Consider the following 18350-nt stretch of genomic DNA (forward strand, 5'->3'; position numbering starts at 1 on the left):
TCAGAGCTCCCCCGCCATCAGCTGCACGAACCGGTCGAAGAGGTAGGCGGCGTCGTGCGGGCCGGCCGCGGCCTCCGGGTGGTACTGGACGGAGAACGCCTTGAGGCGGCCCCCCTCGGATGCCGGGTCGCGGAGCTCGAGGCCCTCGACCACGTCGTCGTTGAGGCAGACGTGGCTGACCGTCGCCTCGCCGTACGGCGTGGCGGTGCTGCCCTCCAGCGGCGCGTCGACCGCGAAGCCGTGGTTGTGGGCGGTGACCTCGACCTTGCCGGTGGTGCGGTCCATCACCGGCTGGTTGATGCCGCGGTGGCCGTACTTCAGCTTGTAGGTGCCGAAGCCGAGCGCACGCCCGAAGAGCTGGTTGCCGAAGCAGATCCCGAAGTAGGGCAGGCCGCGCTCCAGCGCCCCCTGGAGCAGCTCGACCTGCGAGGTCGTCGCGGCCGGGTCGCCGGGGCCGTTGGAGAAGAAGAGCCCGTCGGGCTGGACCGCGAGGACGTCCTCGAGGGTGGCGGTCGCGGGCAGGACGTGGACGTCGATGCCGCGCTCGGCCATCCGGTAGGGCGTCATCGCCTTGATGCCGAGGTCGAGCGCGGCGACGGTGAAGCGCTTCTCCCCCTGGGCGGGCACGAGGTAGGCCTCGGTGGTGGAGACCTCCCCGGCCAGCTCGGTGCCGGCCATCTCGCCGGACGCGCGGACCCGGGCCAGCAGCGCCTCGGGGTCGGTCTCGGTGGTGGAGATGCCCACGCGCATCGCGCCGCGCTCGCGCAGGTGGCGGGTCAGGGCGCGGGTGTCGACGCCGGAGATCCCGACGACGCCCTGGGCGGCCAGCTCCTCGTCGAGGGTGCGCACCGAGCGCCAGCTGCTCGGCACCCGGGCGGGGTCGCGGACGACGTACCCGGCGACCCAGATGCGGCGGGACTCCGGGTCCTCGTCGTTGACGCCGGTGTTGCCGATGTGCGGCGCGGTCATCACGACGACCTGCCGGTGGTACGACGGGTCGGTCAGCGTCTCCTGGTACCCGGTCATGCCGGTGTTGAAGACCGCCTCGCCGAAGGTCTCGCCCTCGGCTCCGAAGGACTCGCCGTGGAAGGTGCGACCGTCCTCGAGGACCATGATCGCGGGGGCATGCGACGGCACGCCGACCTCCTTCTCCGCCTCACGGGACGGTGGTTAAAGGATGTTCGAGCAGGGGCGAGGCTACCAGCGCCGCGACCCCCGTCCTGCTTCGTGGTGCATGGATCTCTCTAGGTGAGAGCCCCGTCGCGGAAGGTCGCCCGTCCGCGCAGGAACGTGGTGCGCACGGCGGCGCCGAAGGTGCGACCGTGCCAGGGGTTGTTGCGGCTCAGCGACACCGACGCGGCCCGGTCGACGGTCACGTCGGCGGACGGGTCGACGAGGGTGATGTTCGCCGGCGCGCCGACCTCGAGGCCCTGCCCCTGGCCGGCCAGCCCGGCGATGCGCGCGGGCGTGGTGGACATGACCCGGGCAAGGTCGGCCCAGGTCATCCGGCCGCTCTCGACCATGACCTGCGCGACCACGGGCAGCGCCGTCTCGAGACCGAGCATCCCGAAGGCGGCGTCGACGAAGGCGTGCTCCTTGTCGTGCCGCGCGTGCGGGGCGTGGTCGGTCGCGACGGCGTCGATCGTGCCGTCGGCCAGCGCCTCGCGCAGCGCCTCGACGTCCTCGTCGGGCCGCAGCGGCGGGTTGACCTTGTACGTCGGGTCGTACCCGCTCAGCAGGTCGGTGGTCAGCAGCAGGTGGTGCGGGGTGACCTCGGCGGTGACCGCCCAGGTCCCGTCCTGCGCGGCCTGCGCTTTGGCCCAGCGCAGCACCTCGACCGTGCCGGCCGTGCTGGCGTGGGCGACGTGGACGCGCGAGCCGGTGTGCCGGGCGAGCATCACGTCGCGGGCGACGACGACCTCCTCGGCGATGCCGGGCCAGCCCGGGAGCCCGAGGCGGCCGGACAGCTCGCCCTCGTGGCAGCAGGCGCTGGGCCCTGCGAGTGAGGGGTCCTGGGAGTGCTGGCTGACCACCCCACCGAAGGCCTTGACGTACTCCAGCGCCCGGCGCATCACGCGGGGGTCGGCGACGCACTTCCCGTCGTCGGAGAAGACCGTGACGCGGGCACGGGAGCGGTGCATGAGCCCGAGCTCGGCCAGCTCCTCGCCGGCCAGGCCCTTGGTGACCGCGCCGACCGGCACGACGTCGACGAGCCCGGCGGCGACCCCGAGGTCGTGGACCCGCTCGGCCGCCTCGGCGGTGTCGGTGACGGGGTTGGTGTTGGCCATCGCCAGCACCGCGGTGAACCCACCCACCGCGGCGGCGCGGGAGCCGGTCAGCACGGTCTCGGCGTCCTCGCGGCCGGGCTCGCGCAGGTGGGTGTGCAGGTCGACCAGGCCGGGCAGGGCCACGAGCCCGTCGGCGTCGACCACCTCAGCTCCCGCTGCCTCCAGGCCGCCGCCGACCTCGGTGATGGTGCCGTCGACCACGAGCAGGTCGGCGGTGGTCTCCCCCAGGACGCGGGCGCCCCGGATCAGCAGGCGCTGCGGTGCGGCGCTCACGCGGCGCTCCCTTCCCCTGCGAGCAGGTGGTAGAGGATGGCCATTCGGACGGCGACGCCGGCCGAGACCTGGTCGAGGATCACCGACTGCGCGGCGTCGGCGGCGTCGGCGGCGATCTCCAGCCCCCGGTTCATCGGGCCGGGGTGCAGGATCGGGACGTCCGGGCCCAGCAGCGCGAGCCGGTCGCGGGTCAGGCCGTACCCGACGGTGTACTCCCGGGGGCTGGGGAAGAACCCGCCGCTCATCCGCTCCTTCTGGACGCGCAGCATCATCACCGCGTCAGCGGTGGGCAGCACCGCGTCGACGTCGTACGACGTCTCGAACCCGGCCGCGCGGCTCCACGCCCCGACGCCGCTCGGCATCAGCGTGGGCGGGGCGACCACGGTGACGCGGGCGCCGAGCTTGGTCAGGCACAGGACGTTGCTGCGGAAGACCCGACTGTGGGTGAGGTCCCCGACCAGCACGACGTGCCGGCCCTCGAGGCCGCCGAGCCGGCGGGTCAGGGTGTAGGCGTCCAGCAGCGCCTGGCTCGGGTGCTCGTGCGTGCCGTCGCCTGCGTTGATGACGCTGGCGTCGACCCACTGGCTGACCTGGTGCGCGGCACCGCTGGCGTGGTGGCGCATGACCAGGGCGTCGACGCCCATCGCGGCGATCGTGAGCACGGTGTCGCGCAGCGACTCGCCCTTCGAGGTCGAGGAGCCCTTGCCGGTGATGTTGATGGTGTCCGCCGAGAGCCACTTGCCCGCGATCTCGAAGGAGGAGCGGGTGCGGGTGGAGTCCTCGAAGAAGAGGTTGATGACGGTCCGGCCGCGCAAGGCGGGGAGCTTCTTGACCTCGCGGCGCTGGACGTCGTGCATCTCGGCCGCGGTCGCGAAGATCTCGGCGATGTCGTCGGGGGTGACGTCGTCGATGGAGAGCAGGTGCCGGTTCACGAGATCCAGACCCCCTCGACGCCGTCCAGCTCGGAGAGGCGGACGGCGACGCGCTCCGTGCGGGCGCTGGGGAGGTTCTTGCCGACGTGGTCGGCGCGGATCGGCAGGTCGCGGTGGCCGCGGTCGACCAGCACGGCGAGCCGCACGACGTCGGGGCGGCCGATGTCGTTCATGGCGTCCAGCGCGGCGCGGACGGTGCGCCCGGAGTAGAGCACGTCGTCGACCAGCACCACGGTGCGGCCGTCGATCCCGCCGGGCGGGATCTCGGTGTGCTGGGGGCCGCGGGCGGGGTGCTTGCGCAGGTCGTCGCGGTACATCGTGACGTCGAGGCTGCCCACGGGCACCTCGACGCCCTCCACCGCGGCGATCCGCGCGGCGACCCGGCGGGCCAACGGCACACCACGGCTCGGGATGCCGAGCAGCACGAGGTCGGCGGCGCCCTTGTTGCGCTCGAGGATCTCGTGCGAGATGCGGGTCAGGGCCCGGGCGATGTCGCGCTCGTCGAGAACGGTGCGTCCCTCGGGGACACCTGCTTCAGGGCTGGGCGGCGGCTGTGCGGACACGCGCTCCCGGACCTCCTTCTGCGCCTCACGGGACGCCTACTTAAAGGATGTCGATCTGGTGGATCGGGAGGGACCCTAGTCGATCAGGACGGGGATGAGCATCTCGTCGGGCGTGAGCGAGCCGTGCAGCCCGACGAGCGTCGCCTCGTAGCCCCACTCCTCGGTGGAGAGGATCGCCACGTCGTCATGGCAGGCGACGACGACGTCGCCGATGCGCGGCCCGACCCCCGGGCCGACGGCGCCGAACCACCCGCGGGCCACCGCCTCCTCGCGCCGCAGGACCGTCGCGCGGGCGCCGAGGATGCCGGTCCAGGTGGAGACGACGTCGTCGACCGCGCCGCGCAGGCAGTAGAGCTGGCGGAAGCGGGCCTCACCGCCGAAGAGGGCCAGGCCGTCGCGCAGCTCGGTGGTGGTGTCGACGTCGATCCGGGCGGAGTCCGGGGAGTCGACCATCCCGTGGTCGGCCACGACGACCAGCCGCACGTCGCGGGGCAGCGCCTCGCGCAGCTGCTCGGCCTCGGCGTCGATCATCGCCAGCTGCTGGAGCCACTGGGACGAGGAGACACCGAACTTGTGGCCGGTCCAGTCGAGGTCGGCGTCGTAGAGGTAGGTCAGCGCGGGCCGCTCGACGGAGGCAGCCACCGCCGCGGCGATCCGCTCGCCCACCTTGTCCGCGCCGACGTAGTCGGCACCCCGGTGGGCGGCGACGGTGAGGCCGCTGCCGCGGAACTCGCGCTTGTTGACCACCGTGACGTCGACGCCTGCCGAGCGCAGCCCCGCGAAGGCGGTCGGGTGCGGCTGCCACTCCTGCGGGTCCACGCCCTTGTCCCAGGCCAGGGCGTTGAGCAGCCGGTCGGTGCCGGGGATGCGTGAGGTGAAGCCGACGACGCCGTGGGCACCCGGGACCAGCCCGGTGCCCAGCGAGGTCAGCGAGGTGGCGGTCGTCGACGGCACGCCGGCGGTGGCGTCGGGCGCGACCTGCCGCAGGGAGGAGAGGTACGGCGCGGCGTGGGAGTAGCGCTCGAGCAGCCGCGCCCCCAGCCCGTCGACCAGGAACACGACGTACGCCGGGGCCTCGGGCAGGTGCAGCCCGCTAGGCCCGTCCTCGGGCCCGCCGACGCCGAGCGCTCGGCCGACGGCGGGCACCACGTCACCCAGCGACCGGTCGCCGTACGCCGGCGGGAGGAACCCCACGCGAGTCAGGAACGGGTCCGGGCGCTGAGCTGCTCCGCGAAGGCGAGCAGCCCCACGACCGCGTCGTCGCCGTCGGCGGCGGCGGAGACCCGGAGCGAGAAGTCATCGGAGGCCAGGACCCCGGTGTAGCCGTGGTCGGCGTCGCAGCTGGGGTCGTTGCAGCCGGCCGGTTCGAGGTCGACGCGCGAGACGCCACCCCAGCCGATGGTCACGTTGGCCTCGGCGGGCCGGCTCGGGCCCTTGGTCGGGTTGGTGATCATCCGGGTCACCACGACCGAGCGGACCGCGGCGAGCGAGATCGCCTCGGTGGAGGTGGAGGTGTAGGGCTCGGGCAGCAGGTCGTCGCCGGCGTGCTCGTCGGTGTGCGCCAGCAGCAGCCGGGTCGGGGTGAGCACGACGACGCTCTGGTGGCGGCGTACCTCGTCGTGCTCGAAGGTCGGCTCGTGGTGGACGTAGAAGGAGACCACCTGCTCCCCCGCGACCGCGGAGGCGACGGCGTCGTGGACGACCTCGGGGTAGTAGCCGGTGCGCTCGATCGCCTTGCGCAGCTCGGTGGAGAGGTCGCGGTCCTGGGTGGAGCGCATCAGAACTCGTACCCGAAGGCCTGCACGTCGCGGGCGAAGACGGCCTCCACGCGGTGGCGCATCTCGTCGGTGTAGTGCTCGCGGTAGCGGGTGTCGCGCCCGCCGAGCTGGGGCGCGCCGGTCTTGTAGTCGGGGCGCGAGCGGTCGATGTTGACGCTGGAGAGCGGCGTCCACTCGATGTCGAACTTGGCGTGCACGGCGCGCAGGTCGTCCTCGAGGGTCTCCTGGCGGCCGATGAAGTCAGCGCGCCGGGTCTTGGTGGCCAGGTAGCGCCACTGCGGGGTCTGCAGCCGCTTGAACTCGTCGAGGCCCTTCATGACGAAGGACTCGAAGTCGGGGCAGGTCTCCCCCACCGACCGCATGAAGTTGTTCTTGCGGTCCAGGCGGGCCGCGCCGCCCTCCTTGGAGGCGCGGAAGCGGTCGACCATGTTGTACCAGGACAGCATCCGGGCCCAGGGGTTCCGGACGAACCCGAAGGTCCAGTACGTCGAGAGCTCCGGCTCCAGGCGCAGGATCTGGTTCAGGGTGCCGTGCCGGTCCACACCCTTGACCTGGCGGGCGTCCGGGAGGACCTCCGTCAGCCGGTTGTGGATCGTCGACCCGCCCGTCTTCTGCACGTGCACGAAGAGCAGGCGTGCCCTGTCGGAGATCACCATGGCGGGCAGCCTACTTCCCGGGCGTCCCGCCCCCGCATCAGGAGGGCAGGGTGTCCCCGGCCTGCGTCGGCATGCGGCGCACGAACCAGTCCGAGCGCGCGTCGGAGACCGGCTCCAGGCGCGCCTCGGCGCTCAGCACGCTCGAGCCGTGGGGCCCGGCGAGGACCAGTCCGAGCTCGAGGGCACTGACCTGGGGCATGTCGTTCTGCAGCTGCGCGACCCGCCGGATCAGCCGCTCGACCTCGCCGACGTCGACCACCTCGGCTCCCCGGTAGCCGAAGAGCAGCGGCGCCGAGCGCACCTCGCGCACCATCGCCGCGGCGTCGCGCGAGCCCAGCGGCGGGATGCGGTAGGAGCGGTCGGCGAGCAGCTCGGTCATCGGCCCGGAGATGCCGAAGGAGACGACCGGGCCGAAGAGCGGGTCCTCGATGCTGCGGATCGCGATGGGGACCCCCGGCGGCGCGGTGCGCTGGACGATGAAGCCGCCGCTCTCGTCGTCGCCGACCAGGGCGTGCAGGGCCGCCCAGGCGTCGCGCATGTGGTCGGGACCGTCGATGTTGCGCCACACGTGGGCCAGGTCCGGGCGCTCGCGCAGGTGCTCGGCGGTGGCCTTGAGCACGACGTCCCAGCCGAGCTCCTCGCCCGCGGCGATCGCCTCGTCGACGGTCGTCACCGCCGGCGCGGGCCACAGGTCGATCTCGTAGGCGGCCAGCAGCTCGCGCAGCTGGTCGCGGGAGACGTCCACGCCGCTGGGCCGGTCGCCCAGGAGCCGGGTGACGATCGCGCGGGCGCCGTCGCCGTCGACCTCGTCGGGGTGCGGCGGCGGACCGTCGGGGGTGCGCAGCCACACGGCGTACTCCACGACGCGCGCGAGGGCGCGCACCGCCGCCTCCACCGCGGGGTACGACGGCACGGAGCCGCGGCCGGCGGTCGACCCGGCCACGTCGGGGACGCGGAGCAGCTCGGGCACGCCCTCGACCCCGAGGAAGGTCGAGACCAGGGGCTTGTCGGACTGCTCCCCGATGGCTGCCAGGACGTTGGCGACCTCTTCCCCGGAGACGTTGAGCGGCGGGATGTAGACGGCGACGACCGAGTCGACGTCGGGGTCGTCGATGGCGGCGTCGAGGGCGTCCTCGAAGTCCTCCGCGCCGGCCTCGGCGCCCAGGGCGACCGACTTGTTGACCACGAGCCCGACGGCTGCGGCTGCGTCGGCGGCCAGCAGGCCCAGGGCGTCGGAGTTGCCGACGATCGCGACCCGGCGCCCGCGCGGGAGCGGCTGGTGGGCGACGAGCTGGGCGACGTCGAACATCTCCTCGAGCGTGTCGACCTGGATCACCCCGGCCTGGCGGAACATCGCGTCGACGGCGGCCGGCGGCGCGGCGATCTTGCGCACGGCGTGGCCCATCGGCACGCCCTGGGTGGTGCGGCCCGAGCGCACCGCGATGATCGGCTTGCGCAGGCTCACCCGGCGCGCGATGCGGGAGAACTTGCGCGGGTTGCCGATCGACTCCAGGTAGAGCAGGACGACCTCGGTGGACTCGTCCTCCTCCCAGTACTGCAGGAGGTCGTTGCCGGAGACGTCGGCGCGGTTGCCAGCGCTGACGAAGGTCGACAGGCCCAGACCACGGTTCTGCACCTTCTCGAGGATCGCCGAGCCCAGGGCACCGGACTGGCAGAAGAAGCCCGCGCGCCCGCGCGGCGGCATCACCTGCGACAGCGAGGCGTTGATCGAGACGCCCGGGTCGGTGTTGATGATGCCCAGGCAGTTGGGGCCGATCAGCCGCAGGCCGTAGGAGCGGGAGAGCCCGACGAGGCGGCGCTGGCGCTGCCGGCCCTCCTCGCCGGTCTCGGCGAAGCCGCTGGAGATGACGACCAGGCCGTGCACGCCCTTGGCGGCGCAGTCGAGCACGACGTCCTGCACGGCGTCGGCCGGGACCGCGACGATGGCCACGTCCACGTCGTCGGGGATGTCGGTCACGGACTTGTACGCCGGCAGGCCCGACACCGCGCCGGCCGTCGGGTTGACGGCGTACACCCGCCCGGTGAAGTCGCCGTTGACCAGGTTGCGCACCAGGGTCTGGCCGATCGTGTCCTGGCGACGGCTCGCGCCGATGATCGCCACGGAGCGCGGGTTGAAGAAGCGCTCGATCGAGGCGGCCTCGGCCCGGTGCTCGCGCCCCTGCATGACCCCGATCGCGGTGTCGGTGGCGTCGATGGGGAACTCCAGCACCAGGACGCCGTCCTCGTACTCCGTGGCCACGCGGTAGCCGGCGTCGCGGAAGGTCTGGATCATCCGGGAGTTGTCGGGCAGCACCTCGGCGATGAACTTCTCCAGGCCGCGCTCGCGCCCGGCCTGGGCCAGGTGCTCCAGCAGCAGCTGGGCGATGCCACGGCCCTGGTGCTGGTCCTCGACCAGGAAGGCGACCTCGGCCTCGCCGGTGCGGATGGTGTCGTAGCGGCCCACGGCGATCATCTGGCCCTGCAGGGTCAGCACCAGCGCGACCCGGCGGTCGTGGTCGACCCGGGTGAAGCGCTCGACGTCGCGGTCCGACAACCGCGGCATCGGGGAGAAGAAGCGGTAGTACTTCGAGCGGTCCGAGACGCGGCCGTAGAACTCCACGAGGAGCTCGGCGTCCTCGGGGCGGATCGGCCGGATGTGGGCGGTGCTGCCGTCGCGCAGCAGCACGTCGGCCTCCCAGTGCCTCGGGGCGGAGGCGGAGACGGGCTGGTCCTGCTCGGAGCCGACGGTCACGGCGCAAATCTAGTGGGTTCCCCGGGGGCGGGGGGTCGACCAGGATCCACTCGTCGGCATCCAGCCTGGATCAGTGGAAGATCGAGAGCAGGTCGCGGACCGAGGTCTCGGTCTCGGCCGGGTGGCGAAGCATGCCGTCGGCGTTGACCGAGTAGACGTTGCGACGCCCGACCTTGGTCTTCGCCACGTAGCCGGACTGCTCGAGGTCGCGCAGGATCAGCTGCGCCGCACGCTCGGTGATGCCCACCGTCGCTGCGATGTCGCGTATGCGGCCGTCCGGCTGTCGGGCCACGGCGACGAGGACGTGGCCGTGGTTGCTGAGGAAGGTCCAGGAGCGCTCGGCGGACATGGGAGGACCCTAGCGAGACCCACGCCACACGAGCGATGGGTGTTACACGTACGGCAATACATGTAATTTGCTTCGCATGTTGCCACTCGTCCCAGCCGCCCGGGCAACGACCGGGCTCGCCGTCGTCGCCACGCTCGCCGCCACCGCGGCCCTCGTCGCCCACCTGACCGACATCGACACGCCGCTGCCGTCCGGTGCGGGACTGCACCTGCTGCTGCTCACCTACGTGAGCGTCGTGGGCGCCCTGGTGGCTCGATACGTCGCGACGAACCTGCGCGGACAGCGCCGCCAGCGGCGCTTCGCCGTGCTCCTGGTCGCGACCGTCCTGGCCCTGGCCCTTATGGTCGCCACCGGGCACCTGGTCCTCTCCGCCGTCGGCGCGACGCTGAGCGGCTGGACCCTCGCCGCACTCGTCTCGCACCGCGAGGACCCGGCTGCTCGCCGAGCTGCCCGCACCGTGCGCCGGCACCTGGTGGTCGGAGACGTCGCCCTGTGGGCCGCGGTGGGGGTGCACCTCCTCGACGGGCCCGGGACCGCGACCGCCCTCGCCCTGGTGGTCGCCTGCGTCGTGCGCAGCACCCTCGCGCCGGCGCACCGTTGGCTGCCCGAGACCTCCGAGGCGCCCTCCCCGGTGTCCGCCCTGCTGCACGGCGGAGTCGTCAACGGGGGCCTGATGCTGCTGCTGATCCATTGGTCCCTGGTCTCCACCAGCGGGTCAGCACTGCTGCTGCTCGGCCTCGCCGGTGGCGCATCGGTCGCCCTCGGGCTGGCCCAGCTGCGGCTGCGGCCCGACGTCAAGGGGCGCCTGGCCTCCTCGACGTCCGCCCAGATGGGCCTCGGCGCCCTGGCCCTGGCCCTCGCCCTGCCCCAGGCCGCCCTCGTCCACGTCCTGGGCCACGGCCTGTGGAAGGGCTGGCTGTTCCTGCGTGCCGGCGGTTCGGTCGCACGGGCCTCGGCACCCGCAGCCCTTCCGTTGCGCCACGCCCAGGCGTCGCGAAGCCCGGCGGTCGTGCTCGGCGCCGGGGTCGCCGGGGGCCTTGCGGTCCTCGCAGGTGGGCTGCTGCTGGGGAACTGGCTCGACGTGCCCGGCGGACTCGCACTTCCGGCAGGCTTGGCCGCGACCCTCACCGCGGTCGCCGTGGTCGAGGCGGTCCGGCTGGAACGCACCGGTCGGCCTCTGCGCAGCTGGCTGGCGCTCGGCTCGGTGCTCGCGATGACCGGCTACCTGGCCTCGGTGGCCCTGCTGGACCTGGCGATCCACGGCTGGTTCGCGCAGGCCCGTCCGCCGGTCGCCATCGCCTGGAGCCTGCTGGTGGTGGCCGGGATCGTTGTCGTCGCGGCCTCGGTCGCCCGGTGGCAGCCCCACACCGCCACCGGGGCCGCCGTGCTGGCGGGACCCGGTCTGCTCCCGCCCGGTGCGCGCTTGCGCGGCGACGTCCGCGACCTCGCCGCGGCGCACCGCGCTCCGACTCTGGGCCCTGACGGCGACGCCGCGCCCTTCGGCGACCTGGACTCCGTCGCCCTGGTCGCCTCCTCCTCGGTCGGCACGGCCTGGCCCCTGCACTCCCTGGTGGCCGTCAACCCCCTGGCCGACCTGGAGAGGTTCCCAGTCGAGGACGCGGCCCGGATGGTGGCCCGGCTGCACGGCCGGGACCCCCGGCCCTCCCTGGGCCACTTCCTCGACCTGCACGCTCGCGGCATCGTCTCGCGGGGATGCCTCGAGCAGGCGCTGACCGAGAGCGGCGACCGCCACGGCGTCCCGCAGGACCTGGAGACCTTCCTGGCCGTGAGCCGTGACGGTGCCCGCGCCACCGACGGCGCCCCGCTGCGGGTGCGGGCCTGCGACCTCGTGCCCGCCCGCGGTCGTGGCCGCACGACCGCCGAGCTGTTGGACCTCCACGCCGCTTCCTGGACCGCGCGGGCCTGGGGCCAGGCCGGTGGCCGCCCCGCGGTGACGGACCCCTGGACCCTCTGGCGCACCTCGGCGAGCCGTCCGGCGTACGACCTCGCCTGGGGATTGCGCGGTGCCAGCGCCTGGGTGCGGACGCTGCCGGCGTCCCCGCACGCCGCTGCCTCGGTGCTCTGGCCGCGGCTGCGGGAACGGGTCGGCGTGGACGTCCTGACCTACGCCGCCTCGGTGCTGACCGCCGCACCCGGGTGGACCGGGCACGCGAAGTGGCGGGCCGGCCACGGGGACGATCCCGACGCGCTCGTGCAGCTGCTGGCCCTGCGCATGGCGCTCGACCTCCTGCTCGCCCACGCGCACGCCCCGCAGGCCGCTCCCCCGGAGCCGCCGGCGCAGGCCCGCACCGAGCCGGGTCCGGCTCACGCCGCGGTCGCGGTCTGGCAGCGCGCGCTCGACCTGGCTGCCCGCGACGGCCTGGTGGGCGCGCTGACGAGCGGCGAGACGAAGTCCGGGCCGGGGGTGCCGTCCCCGGTGGCGGTGCCCTCGGTCCAGTCGGTGTGGTGCATCGACGTCCGGTCCGAGCGGGTCCGTCGGTTCGTGGAGACCGTCCCCGGGCACCACACCCACGGTTACGCCGGTTTCTTCGGCGCCGCGGTCCGGCACGTCGACGCCGATGGGACCAGTGCGGACCTGTGCCCCGGCCTGCTTCGGCCCGGCTCGGAGGTGCGTGACCTCCCCCAGCAGCTCTCGACCGGGGCGGCGGTGCACCGTTGGGTTACCCGCATCGGTCGGCACCCGGCTGCCTCCTTCGGGTACGCCGAGATCAACGGCCTCCCCGCCCTACTCGCCTCCCTGCTCGGGGACCTCGCCCCCGCGCGATGGCGCCGCGCGGCCCAGCGCTTCACCGGGTCCGGCGTCGGCCGTGTCCAGCCGGGTCCCCGACTCCCCCACGACGTCGCGGTCGAGGCTGCCCAGGGTCTGCTCCTGACCACGGGGCTCGCCTGGACCACGGCCCCGGTCGTGGTGCTCGTGGGCCACGCCTCGAGCACCGAGAACAACGCGTTCGCCGCGGCCTACGACTGCGGGGCCTGCGGTGGGCACCAGGGCGCCCTGAACGCCCTCCTCGTCGCGGACGCGCTCAACGAGCCCACCGTCCGGGCCGCCCTGGCCGAGCGGGGGCTGGAGGTGCCCGAGGAGGTGGTCTTCGTCGCCGCCCAGCACGACACCACGACCGATGAGGTGCGGTGGGTGGGCGGTCCGAGCCCCCAGGACGACCCCCGGGTGGCCCGGGCCCTCACCGAGCTCGACGCCGCGGGTGCTCGTGCCGCCGAGGAGCGTCGCGTGCTGCTGCCGGGTCTCGGTCGGCGCCCGCTGAAGGACCGGGCCGCCGACTGGTCCGAGCCGATGCCGGAGTGGGGCCTGGCCGGAAACCTGGCGCTCGTGGTGGGGCCGCGGGACTTGACGGCCGGCCTGGACCTCGGTGGGACGGCCTTCCTGCACTCCTACGAGGCCGACCGCGACCCGGACGGCAGCATCCTCGCTTCGGTCATGGCCGGCCCCGTCGTGGTGACCCAGTGGATCAACGCGCAGTACCACGCCTCCACCAGCGCACCGACCCTGTTCGGGTCCGGCGACAAGACGGTGCACAACGTGGTCGGGGGCACGGGAATCATCGCCGGGGCCCACGGCGACCTGCGCACGGGCCTGCCCTGGCAGGCGGTGGCCGACCACGACGTGGCCGACGACGGCGCCGACACCAGCATCCTGCGACACCTGCCGGCCCGGCACCTGGTGGTGGTGGCAGCACCGCGCGACCGCGTCGAGACCGCCGTGCGGGCGAACCCGGGACTGCGCGCAGCGGTCGGGCACGGGTGGCTGCAGCTGCTCGTCGTCGAGCAGGCTCCGGGGTCGGCCCATCGGGTCATGGCCGAGCTGGGCCGCGAGCTGCGCTGGAGCCCTGTCGAGGCCGCCGGGCCCCCCCGCCCGACGGCCCGGCTCGCCCAGCCGCGATGACCCGGGGCGGGTGGCCCACACCCGAGCACCGCCAGACCGGTGAGCTGCTGCCGCCGGAGCATCCCTACCGGGACGCCCCGGCGGCAGTGGCCACGCGCCACGGCAAGACAGCGACCCTCCGCTCGGTGCTCGGCGGTCCCGGTGGGCTCCGGCTGCACACGGTCCCCGTCGACACCGACGCCTTCGGCACGTTCACCGGGGACCGAGAGCGACCCGGACCGGCCCACGACGTCGTCGTGGCCAAGGCCGTGGCGGGAGCGCGGGAGGGCGGGTACGACGTCGGCCTGGCCTCCGAAGGCAGCTTCGGCCCGGATCCCGCGCTGCCCCTCGCGGTGGTGCAACGGGAGCTCGTGGCCCTCGTGGACCTGCGCAACGGGCTGCGGGTCGTCGGCCGCGCGGCGGCGGTCGCGGCGTGGACGGCGCGGGTGGAGATCGGGGCGACGCTCCGTCCCCGGGACGGGGCTCGCACGGTCGCCGAGCGCATCGACCTGGCGCGACAAGCGGTGGTCGTGCGGCCCGCCCCGGCCCCGGATCCCCTCGACCTCCCGCCCGGGACGGCCCGCCCGGTCGGAGCCCTTGCCCAAGGCGACGGGATCAGCAAGGGGGTGGTGACCCGGCGGCGGCTCGTGCTGGCGATCGCGCTGGCCAAGGAGCACTCCCCCACCGGTGCGGTCGTGGTGGAGACTGACCTCCGCGCCCATGTGTGCCCCGCGCGCCGGCCCGTCATCCGACGGGCCGGCCTCGACCTGGCCCACCGGCTGGCCAGGCTGTGCCGTGCCTGCGGGTCGGCGGGGGTGGGGACCGTACGACTCGACCGGGGCATCCCCTGCCGCCGGTGTGGTGACCTCACCGACGAGGTCAGGGCCGTCGTCCACGGCTGCCCGGCATGCGGACACGAGGAGCACACCGGGCAGGACGGCGCTCGCCGGGGCGACCCCGCGCGCTGCTCGTCCTGCAACCCCTGAGCGCCGTCCTCGACCACCCCGCGCTCCCGGCCCGCCCTCCCGGCGCGCCCCCGCGTCGAACCGGGACCCGCGCCGGTGAGAATGGCGCCATGGCACGGCGTACGAAGAGCGAGGTCCCCGACGACGACTTCGAGGAGCACATCCTCGACACGGACATCCGCGACGAGATGCAGGCCTCGTTCCTGGAGTACGCCTACTCCGTCATCTACTCCCGGGCCCTGCCCGACGCCCGCGACGGCCTCAAGCCGGTGCAGCGGCGCATCCTCTACACGATGCAGGACATGCGCCTGTTCCCCGACCGCGGGCACGTCAAGAGCGCCCGGGTCGTGGGTGAGGTCATGGGTCGGCTGCACCCGCACGGCGACGGCGCGATCTACGACGCGCTCGTGCGCCAGGCCCAGTCGTGGACCGTGCGGCTGCCGATGGTCGACGGCCACGGGAACTTCGGCTCGCCGGACGACCCTCCGGCGGCCATGCGTTACTGCCTGACCGGCGACACCCGGGTGCGGCTCGCGGACGGCGGCACGATCCGCATCGACGAGCTGGTCGCCCTGCCGGCTGACTCCGAGGCGGACGCCGACTTCGAGGTGCTCGACAAGGACGGCAAGCCGGTCCGGGCCACCAAGGTCTTCAACTCCGGCGTCCACCCGGTCAAGCGTCTGACTGCCGCCAGCGGCCATACGCTGGCGGGCAGCCACAACCACCCGGTGCTGTGCCTGGTGCCCCAGGCCGGCGTACCCGTCTTCCAGTGGCTGCGCCTGGACGAGATCCGCCCCGGCGACGTGGTGTGCCTGGCCCGCAACGCCTGGACCACCGCCGTCCCGATGCCGGTCGAGATGCAGCTGGGGGTCCTGCTCGGCGGATGGGTGTCCGAGGGTTTCGCCTCCGAGCGCCGAGCCGGCTTCAACAACACCGACCGCGAGTACTTCCAGTACGTCCTGGACGCCTTCGACGCCCTCGTCGGAGGACCGCGGTACAGCTACCAGCGCACCTTGCGACGCTCGGGCAAGACCATCTACGAGCTCGACGTCCAACGCATGGATCACCTCCGCGCGAGCGCCCTGGCGCCGCTCATCGGCAGCAAGGCCGCTGACAAGTTCATCCCGGAGGTCGTCTGGCACGGCGGGCCCGGTCTGAAGCGCGCCTTCCTGATGTCGCTCTTCGAGGGCGACGGTGGCGTGCACAGCGTCGGTCTCAACAGCATCACGATCCAGTACGCCACCTACAGCGCGCGGCTGGCCGCCGAGCTGCAGGAGCTGCTGCTCGAGTTCGGCATCCACTCCACGTTGTGCCGGTACCGCAAGGGCGAGCACCGGCTCGTCATCTCCGGCCTCCACCAGATGCACGCCTTCGCCGAGCGGGTCGGCTTCCTCACCGAGAAGCAGTCGAAGCTGGTCGCGCTGCTGCGGGACCGGCCGCGGTACGCCCACCGGCTGTCGAGCGACCACGCGCCGTACGTGTCGGACTACATCCGCTCCACCCTCGGCGCGGGGCGTGGCACCGGCAAGACCTGGCTCCAGCAGCACAACGTCGACCGGATGGAGCGCTGGCAAGCCGACCGCAGCCTGCTCGTCACGAAGTTCAAGGACCCGGAGGTGCTCAAGGTCGTCGCCTCGGTGATGGACTCCGGCTACCGATTCGTGGAGGTCGCCTCGGTGACCGACGAGGAGCCGCAGGAGGTCTTCTCGATCCGGGTCGACAGCGAGGACCACTCCTTCCTCGCCGGCGGGTTCGTCAACCACAACACCGAGTGCCGGATGGCGCCCCCCGCGGTGGCGATGACCGAGTCGATCGACGAGGACACCGTCGATTTCCGGCCCAACTACGACTCCCGCGAGATGGAGCCGTCGGTCCTCCCCGCGGCGATCCCCAACCTGCTGGTCAACGGCACCAGCGGCATCGCGGTCGGCATGGCGACCAACTGCGCCCCGCACAACCTGGTCGAGGTCGTGCAGGCGCTGCGCCACCTCATCACCCACCCGAAGGCGACGGTGGAGGACCTCATGCGGTTCATCCCCGGCCCCGACCTGCCCACCGGCGGCAAGATCATCGGGCTCGACGGCATCCGCGACGCCTACGAGACCGGCCGCGGGTCCTTCCGGATGCGCGCCACCGCCAGGGTCGAGACCATCGGACGCCGCAAGGGCATCGTGGTGACCGAGCTGCCCTACGGCGTGGGCACGGAGAAGGTCGTGGAGCGGATCAAGACCCTGGTGCAGGGCAAGAAGCTCCAGGGCATCTCCGACATCAAGGACCTCACCGACCGCGGGCACGGGCTGCGGCTGGTCATCGAGATCAAGAACGGCTTCGTCCCCGAGGCGATCCTCGAGCAGCTCTACCGCCAGACCCCGATGGAGGACTCCTTCGGTATCAACACCGTCGCGCTGGTCGACGGCCAGCCGCGCACGCTGGGGCTGCTGGAGATGCTGCGGGTCTTCCTGGAGCACCGCTACGACGTCGTACGCCGGCGCTCGGCGTTCCGCCGCACCAAGAAGGCCGAGCGGCTGCACCTGGTCGACGGCCTGCTGGTGGCCCTGCTCGACATCGACGAGGTCATCGCGGTCATCCGCTCCAGCGACGACTCCGGGGCGGCCAAGGAGCGGCTCATGGGCGTCTTCGACCTCTCGGTGCTCCAGGCGGAGTACATCCTGGAGATGCAGCTGCGCCGCCTGACCCGCTTCAGCCGGATCGAGCTGGAGAAGGAGCAGGAGCAGCTGCGCCGCGAGATCGAGGAGCTCGACGCGATCCTGGCCGACGAGGGGCTGCTGCGGAAGGTCGTCTCCAGCGAGCTGGCCGAGGTCGCCAAGACCTACGGCACGCCCCGGCGCACCGTGCTGCTGCAGTCCGACGGCACCGAGAACCGCAAGGCCACCGCTGCCCCCGTCGAGGTCACCGACGACCCGTGCCTGGTGCTGCTGTCCTCGGCCGGGCTGCTCGCGCGCACCGCCGGCGTCGACGACGTCGGGCGCGGCGGCGACCGGGTCAACCACGACGTCGTCGTCTCGGCGGTCACCACGACCGCGCGCGCCGACATCGGAGCCGTCACCAACCGCGGCCGGCTGTTGCGCCTCAGCGTCCTCGACGTCACCGCGGTCCTACCCGCCTCGGCCAACGACCCCCACCTGCAGGGCGGCATCCCGGTCAGCGAGCTGCTCCAGCTCGAGACCGGCGAGCGCGTGCTGACGCTGTGCACCCTGGCCACCGAGGGTCCGGGGCTGGCGCTCGGCACCCGCGACGGCGTGGTCAAGCGGGTCAACCCCGAGGTCCTGGGCCGCGACGAGTGGGACGTCATCGGCCTCAAGGACGACGACGAGGTCGTCGGCGCGGTCGAGTTGCTGACCGGGGCCGAGACGCTCTGCTTCGTCACCTCCGACGCCCAGCTGCTGCACTTCGGCGCCGACGGCGTCCGGCCGCAGGGCCGCGCCGGCGGCGGCATCGCCGGAGTGCGTCTCGCCGCCGGCCAGCGGGTGGTGTGGTTCGGTGCGGTGGACCCCGACGCCCCCGAGGGCTCGGTGGTCGTCACCGTCTCCGGCTCGTCGGCGGCCCTGGCCGGCACCGACGCGGGCGCGGTCAAGGTCGCCCCGTTCACCGAGTACCCCGCCAAGGGTCGGGCCACCGGCGGCGTGCGCTGCCACCGCTTCCTCAAGGGCGAGGACACCCTCGTCCTGGCCTGGGTCGGCACGGCCCCGGCGCGCGCGGCCGCCAGCAGCGGCGCCCCGGTGGAGCTGCCCGAGGCCACCGGCCGGCGCGACGGCTCGGGCGTCCCGGCTCCCCAGCCGATCGCCGCTGTCGCGGGACCCGTGGCCAGCCGGGTCGGAGCCGACACCGGCGCGGGTACGGCCGGGGACGCACCCACGCCTGTGGAAGGCTGAGTC

11 protein-coding genes and 3 pseudogenes are annotated in these 18350 nt (G+C 73.3%); 5 read left to right on the forward strand and 9 right to left on the reverse strand.

The window, feature by feature from the left end; genetic code table 11:
• The 9 genes from carA to ACYVID_RS11060 all read right to left on the reverse strand — a co-directional run bounded on the left by carA (window position 1) and on the right by ACYVID_RS11060 (window position 9591).
• Entirely contained in the window at window positions 1-1113 is a 1113-nt protein-coding gene (gene carA / locus ACYVID_RS11020; protein ID WP_300644392.1) for a glutamine-hydrolyzing carbamoyl-phosphate synthase small subunit, read from the reverse strand.
• Between the two features lie 131 nt (window positions 1114-1244).
• Window positions 1245-2561: a dihydroorotase gene (locus ACYVID_RS11025; RefSeq protein WP_460736950.1), complete on the reverse strand. Its 1317-nt coding sequence runs from the start codon at window positions 2559-2561 to the stop codon at window positions 1245-1247.
• Entirely contained in the window at window positions 2558-3493 is a 936-nt protein-coding gene (locus tag ACYVID_RS11030; RefSeq protein ID WP_460736952.1) for an aspartate carbamoyltransferase catalytic subunit, read from the reverse strand. Before ACYVID_RS11030 ends, ACYVID_RS11025 begins: the two co-directional genes overlap by 4 nt.
• A complete protein-coding gene (gene pyrR / locus ACYVID_RS11035) occupies window positions 3490-4056 on the reverse strand; it encodes a bifunctional pyr operon transcriptional regulator/uracil phosphoribosyltransferase PyrR (RefSeq protein WP_460736954.1) in 567 nt (188 codons plus the stop codon). Before pyrR ends, ACYVID_RS11030 begins: the two co-directional genes overlap by 4 nt.
• Before the next feature lie 75 nt (window positions 4057-4131).
• The gene (locus ACYVID_RS11040; RefSeq protein WP_460736956.1) at window positions 4132-5250 is read right to left on the reverse strand and encodes an alkaline phosphatase family protein; all 1119 of its coding nucleotides are present in this window, start codon (window positions 5248-5250) and stop codon (window positions 4132-4134) included.
• A 5-nt stretch (window positions 5251-5255) separates the two neighbouring features.
• Entirely contained in the window at window positions 5256-5834 is a 579-nt protein-coding gene (locus ACYVID_RS11045; RefSeq protein ID WP_300644395.1) for a DUF5998 family protein, read from the reverse strand.
• On the reverse strand, window positions 5834-6490 hold the full coding sequence (locus ACYVID_RS11050) for a sulfotransferase family 2 domain-containing protein (protein WP_300644396.1): 657 nt from the start codon (window positions 6488-6490) through the stop codon (window positions 5834-5836). Before ACYVID_RS11050 ends, ACYVID_RS11045 begins: the two co-directional genes overlap by 1 nt.
• 37 nt (window positions 6491-6527) lie before the next feature.
• Entirely contained in the window at window positions 6528-9242 is a 2715-nt protein-coding gene (locus tag ACYVID_RS11055; protein WP_460736959.1) for a bifunctional acetate--CoA ligase family protein/GNAT family N-acetyltransferase, read from the reverse strand.
• A gap of 70 nt (window positions 9243-9312) precedes the next feature.
• Window positions 9313-9591, reverse strand: coding sequence for a helix-turn-helix transcriptional regulator (locus ACYVID_RS11060; protein ID WP_460736961.1), 279 nt, complete (start codon window positions 9589-9591; stop codon window positions 9313-9315).
• Window positions 9592-9667: 76 nt separating this feature from the next.
• Between ACYVID_RS11060 and ACYVID_RS11065 the strand changes: the two genes are divergently transcribed.
• From ACYVID_RS11065 to ACYVID_RS11085, 5 genes and pseudogenes are all read left to right on the forward strand, one after another.
• A complete protein-coding gene (locus tag ACYVID_RS11065; protein WP_460736963.1) occupies window positions 9668-13510 on the forward strand; it encodes a putative inorganic carbon transporter subunit DabA in 3843 nt (1280 codons plus the stop codon).
• Window positions 13507-14475 (forward strand): DUF6671 family protein, encoded by a 969-nt coding sequence (locus ACYVID_RS11070; RefSeq protein WP_460736964.1) that lies wholly within the window; start codon window positions 13507-13509, stop codon window positions 14473-14475. The genes ACYVID_RS11065 and ACYVID_RS11070 overlap by 4 nt, the downstream gene beginning before the upstream one ends.
• Before the next feature lie 89 nt (window positions 14476-14564).
• Window positions 14565-15182: pseudogene (locus ACYVID_RS11075) on the forward strand (Hint domain-containing protein); the annotation flags it as partial.
• A 12-nt stretch (window positions 15183-15194) separates the two neighbouring features.
• Window positions 15195-15830, forward strand: a pseudogene (locus tag ACYVID_RS11080) (LAGLIDADG family homing endonuclease); the annotation flags it as partial.
• A 366-nt stretch (window positions 15831-16196) separates the two neighbouring features.
• Window positions 16197-18347: pseudogene (locus tag ACYVID_RS11085) on the forward strand (DNA gyrase/topoisomerase IV subunit A); the annotation flags it as partial.
• Window positions 18348-18350: the final 3 nt, after the last annotated feature.

The organism is Nocardioides ginkgobilobae (assembly GCF_054781275.1).

Excerpts from the sequence above, each read along its gene's own strand:
- carA (WP_300644392.1), bottom strand. The coding sequence starts at position 1,113 with ATGGTCCTCGAGGACGGTCGCACCTTCCACGGCGAGTCCTTCGGAGCC.
- ACYVID_RS11045 (WP_300644395.1), bottom strand. The coding sequence starts at position 5,834 with ATGCGCTCCACCCAGGACCGCGACCTCTCCACCGAGCTGCGCAAGGCG.
- ACYVID_RS11050 (WP_300644396.1), bottom strand. The coding sequence starts at position 6,490 with ATGGTGATCTCCGACAGGGCACGCCTGCTCTTCGTGCACGTGCAGAAG.
- ACYVID_RS11060 (WP_460736961.1), bottom strand. The coding sequence starts at position 9,591 with ATGTCCGCCGAGCGCTCCTGGACCTTCCTCAGCAACCACGGCCACGTC.
- ACYVID_RS11065 (WP_460736963.1), top strand. The coding sequence starts at position 9,668 with ATGTTGCCACTCGTCCCAGCCGCCCGGGCAACGACCGGGCTCGCCGTC.
- ACYVID_RS11070 (WP_460736964.1), top strand. The coding sequence starts at position 13,507 with ATGACCCGGGGCGGGTGGCCCACACCCGAGCACCGCCAGACCGGTGAG.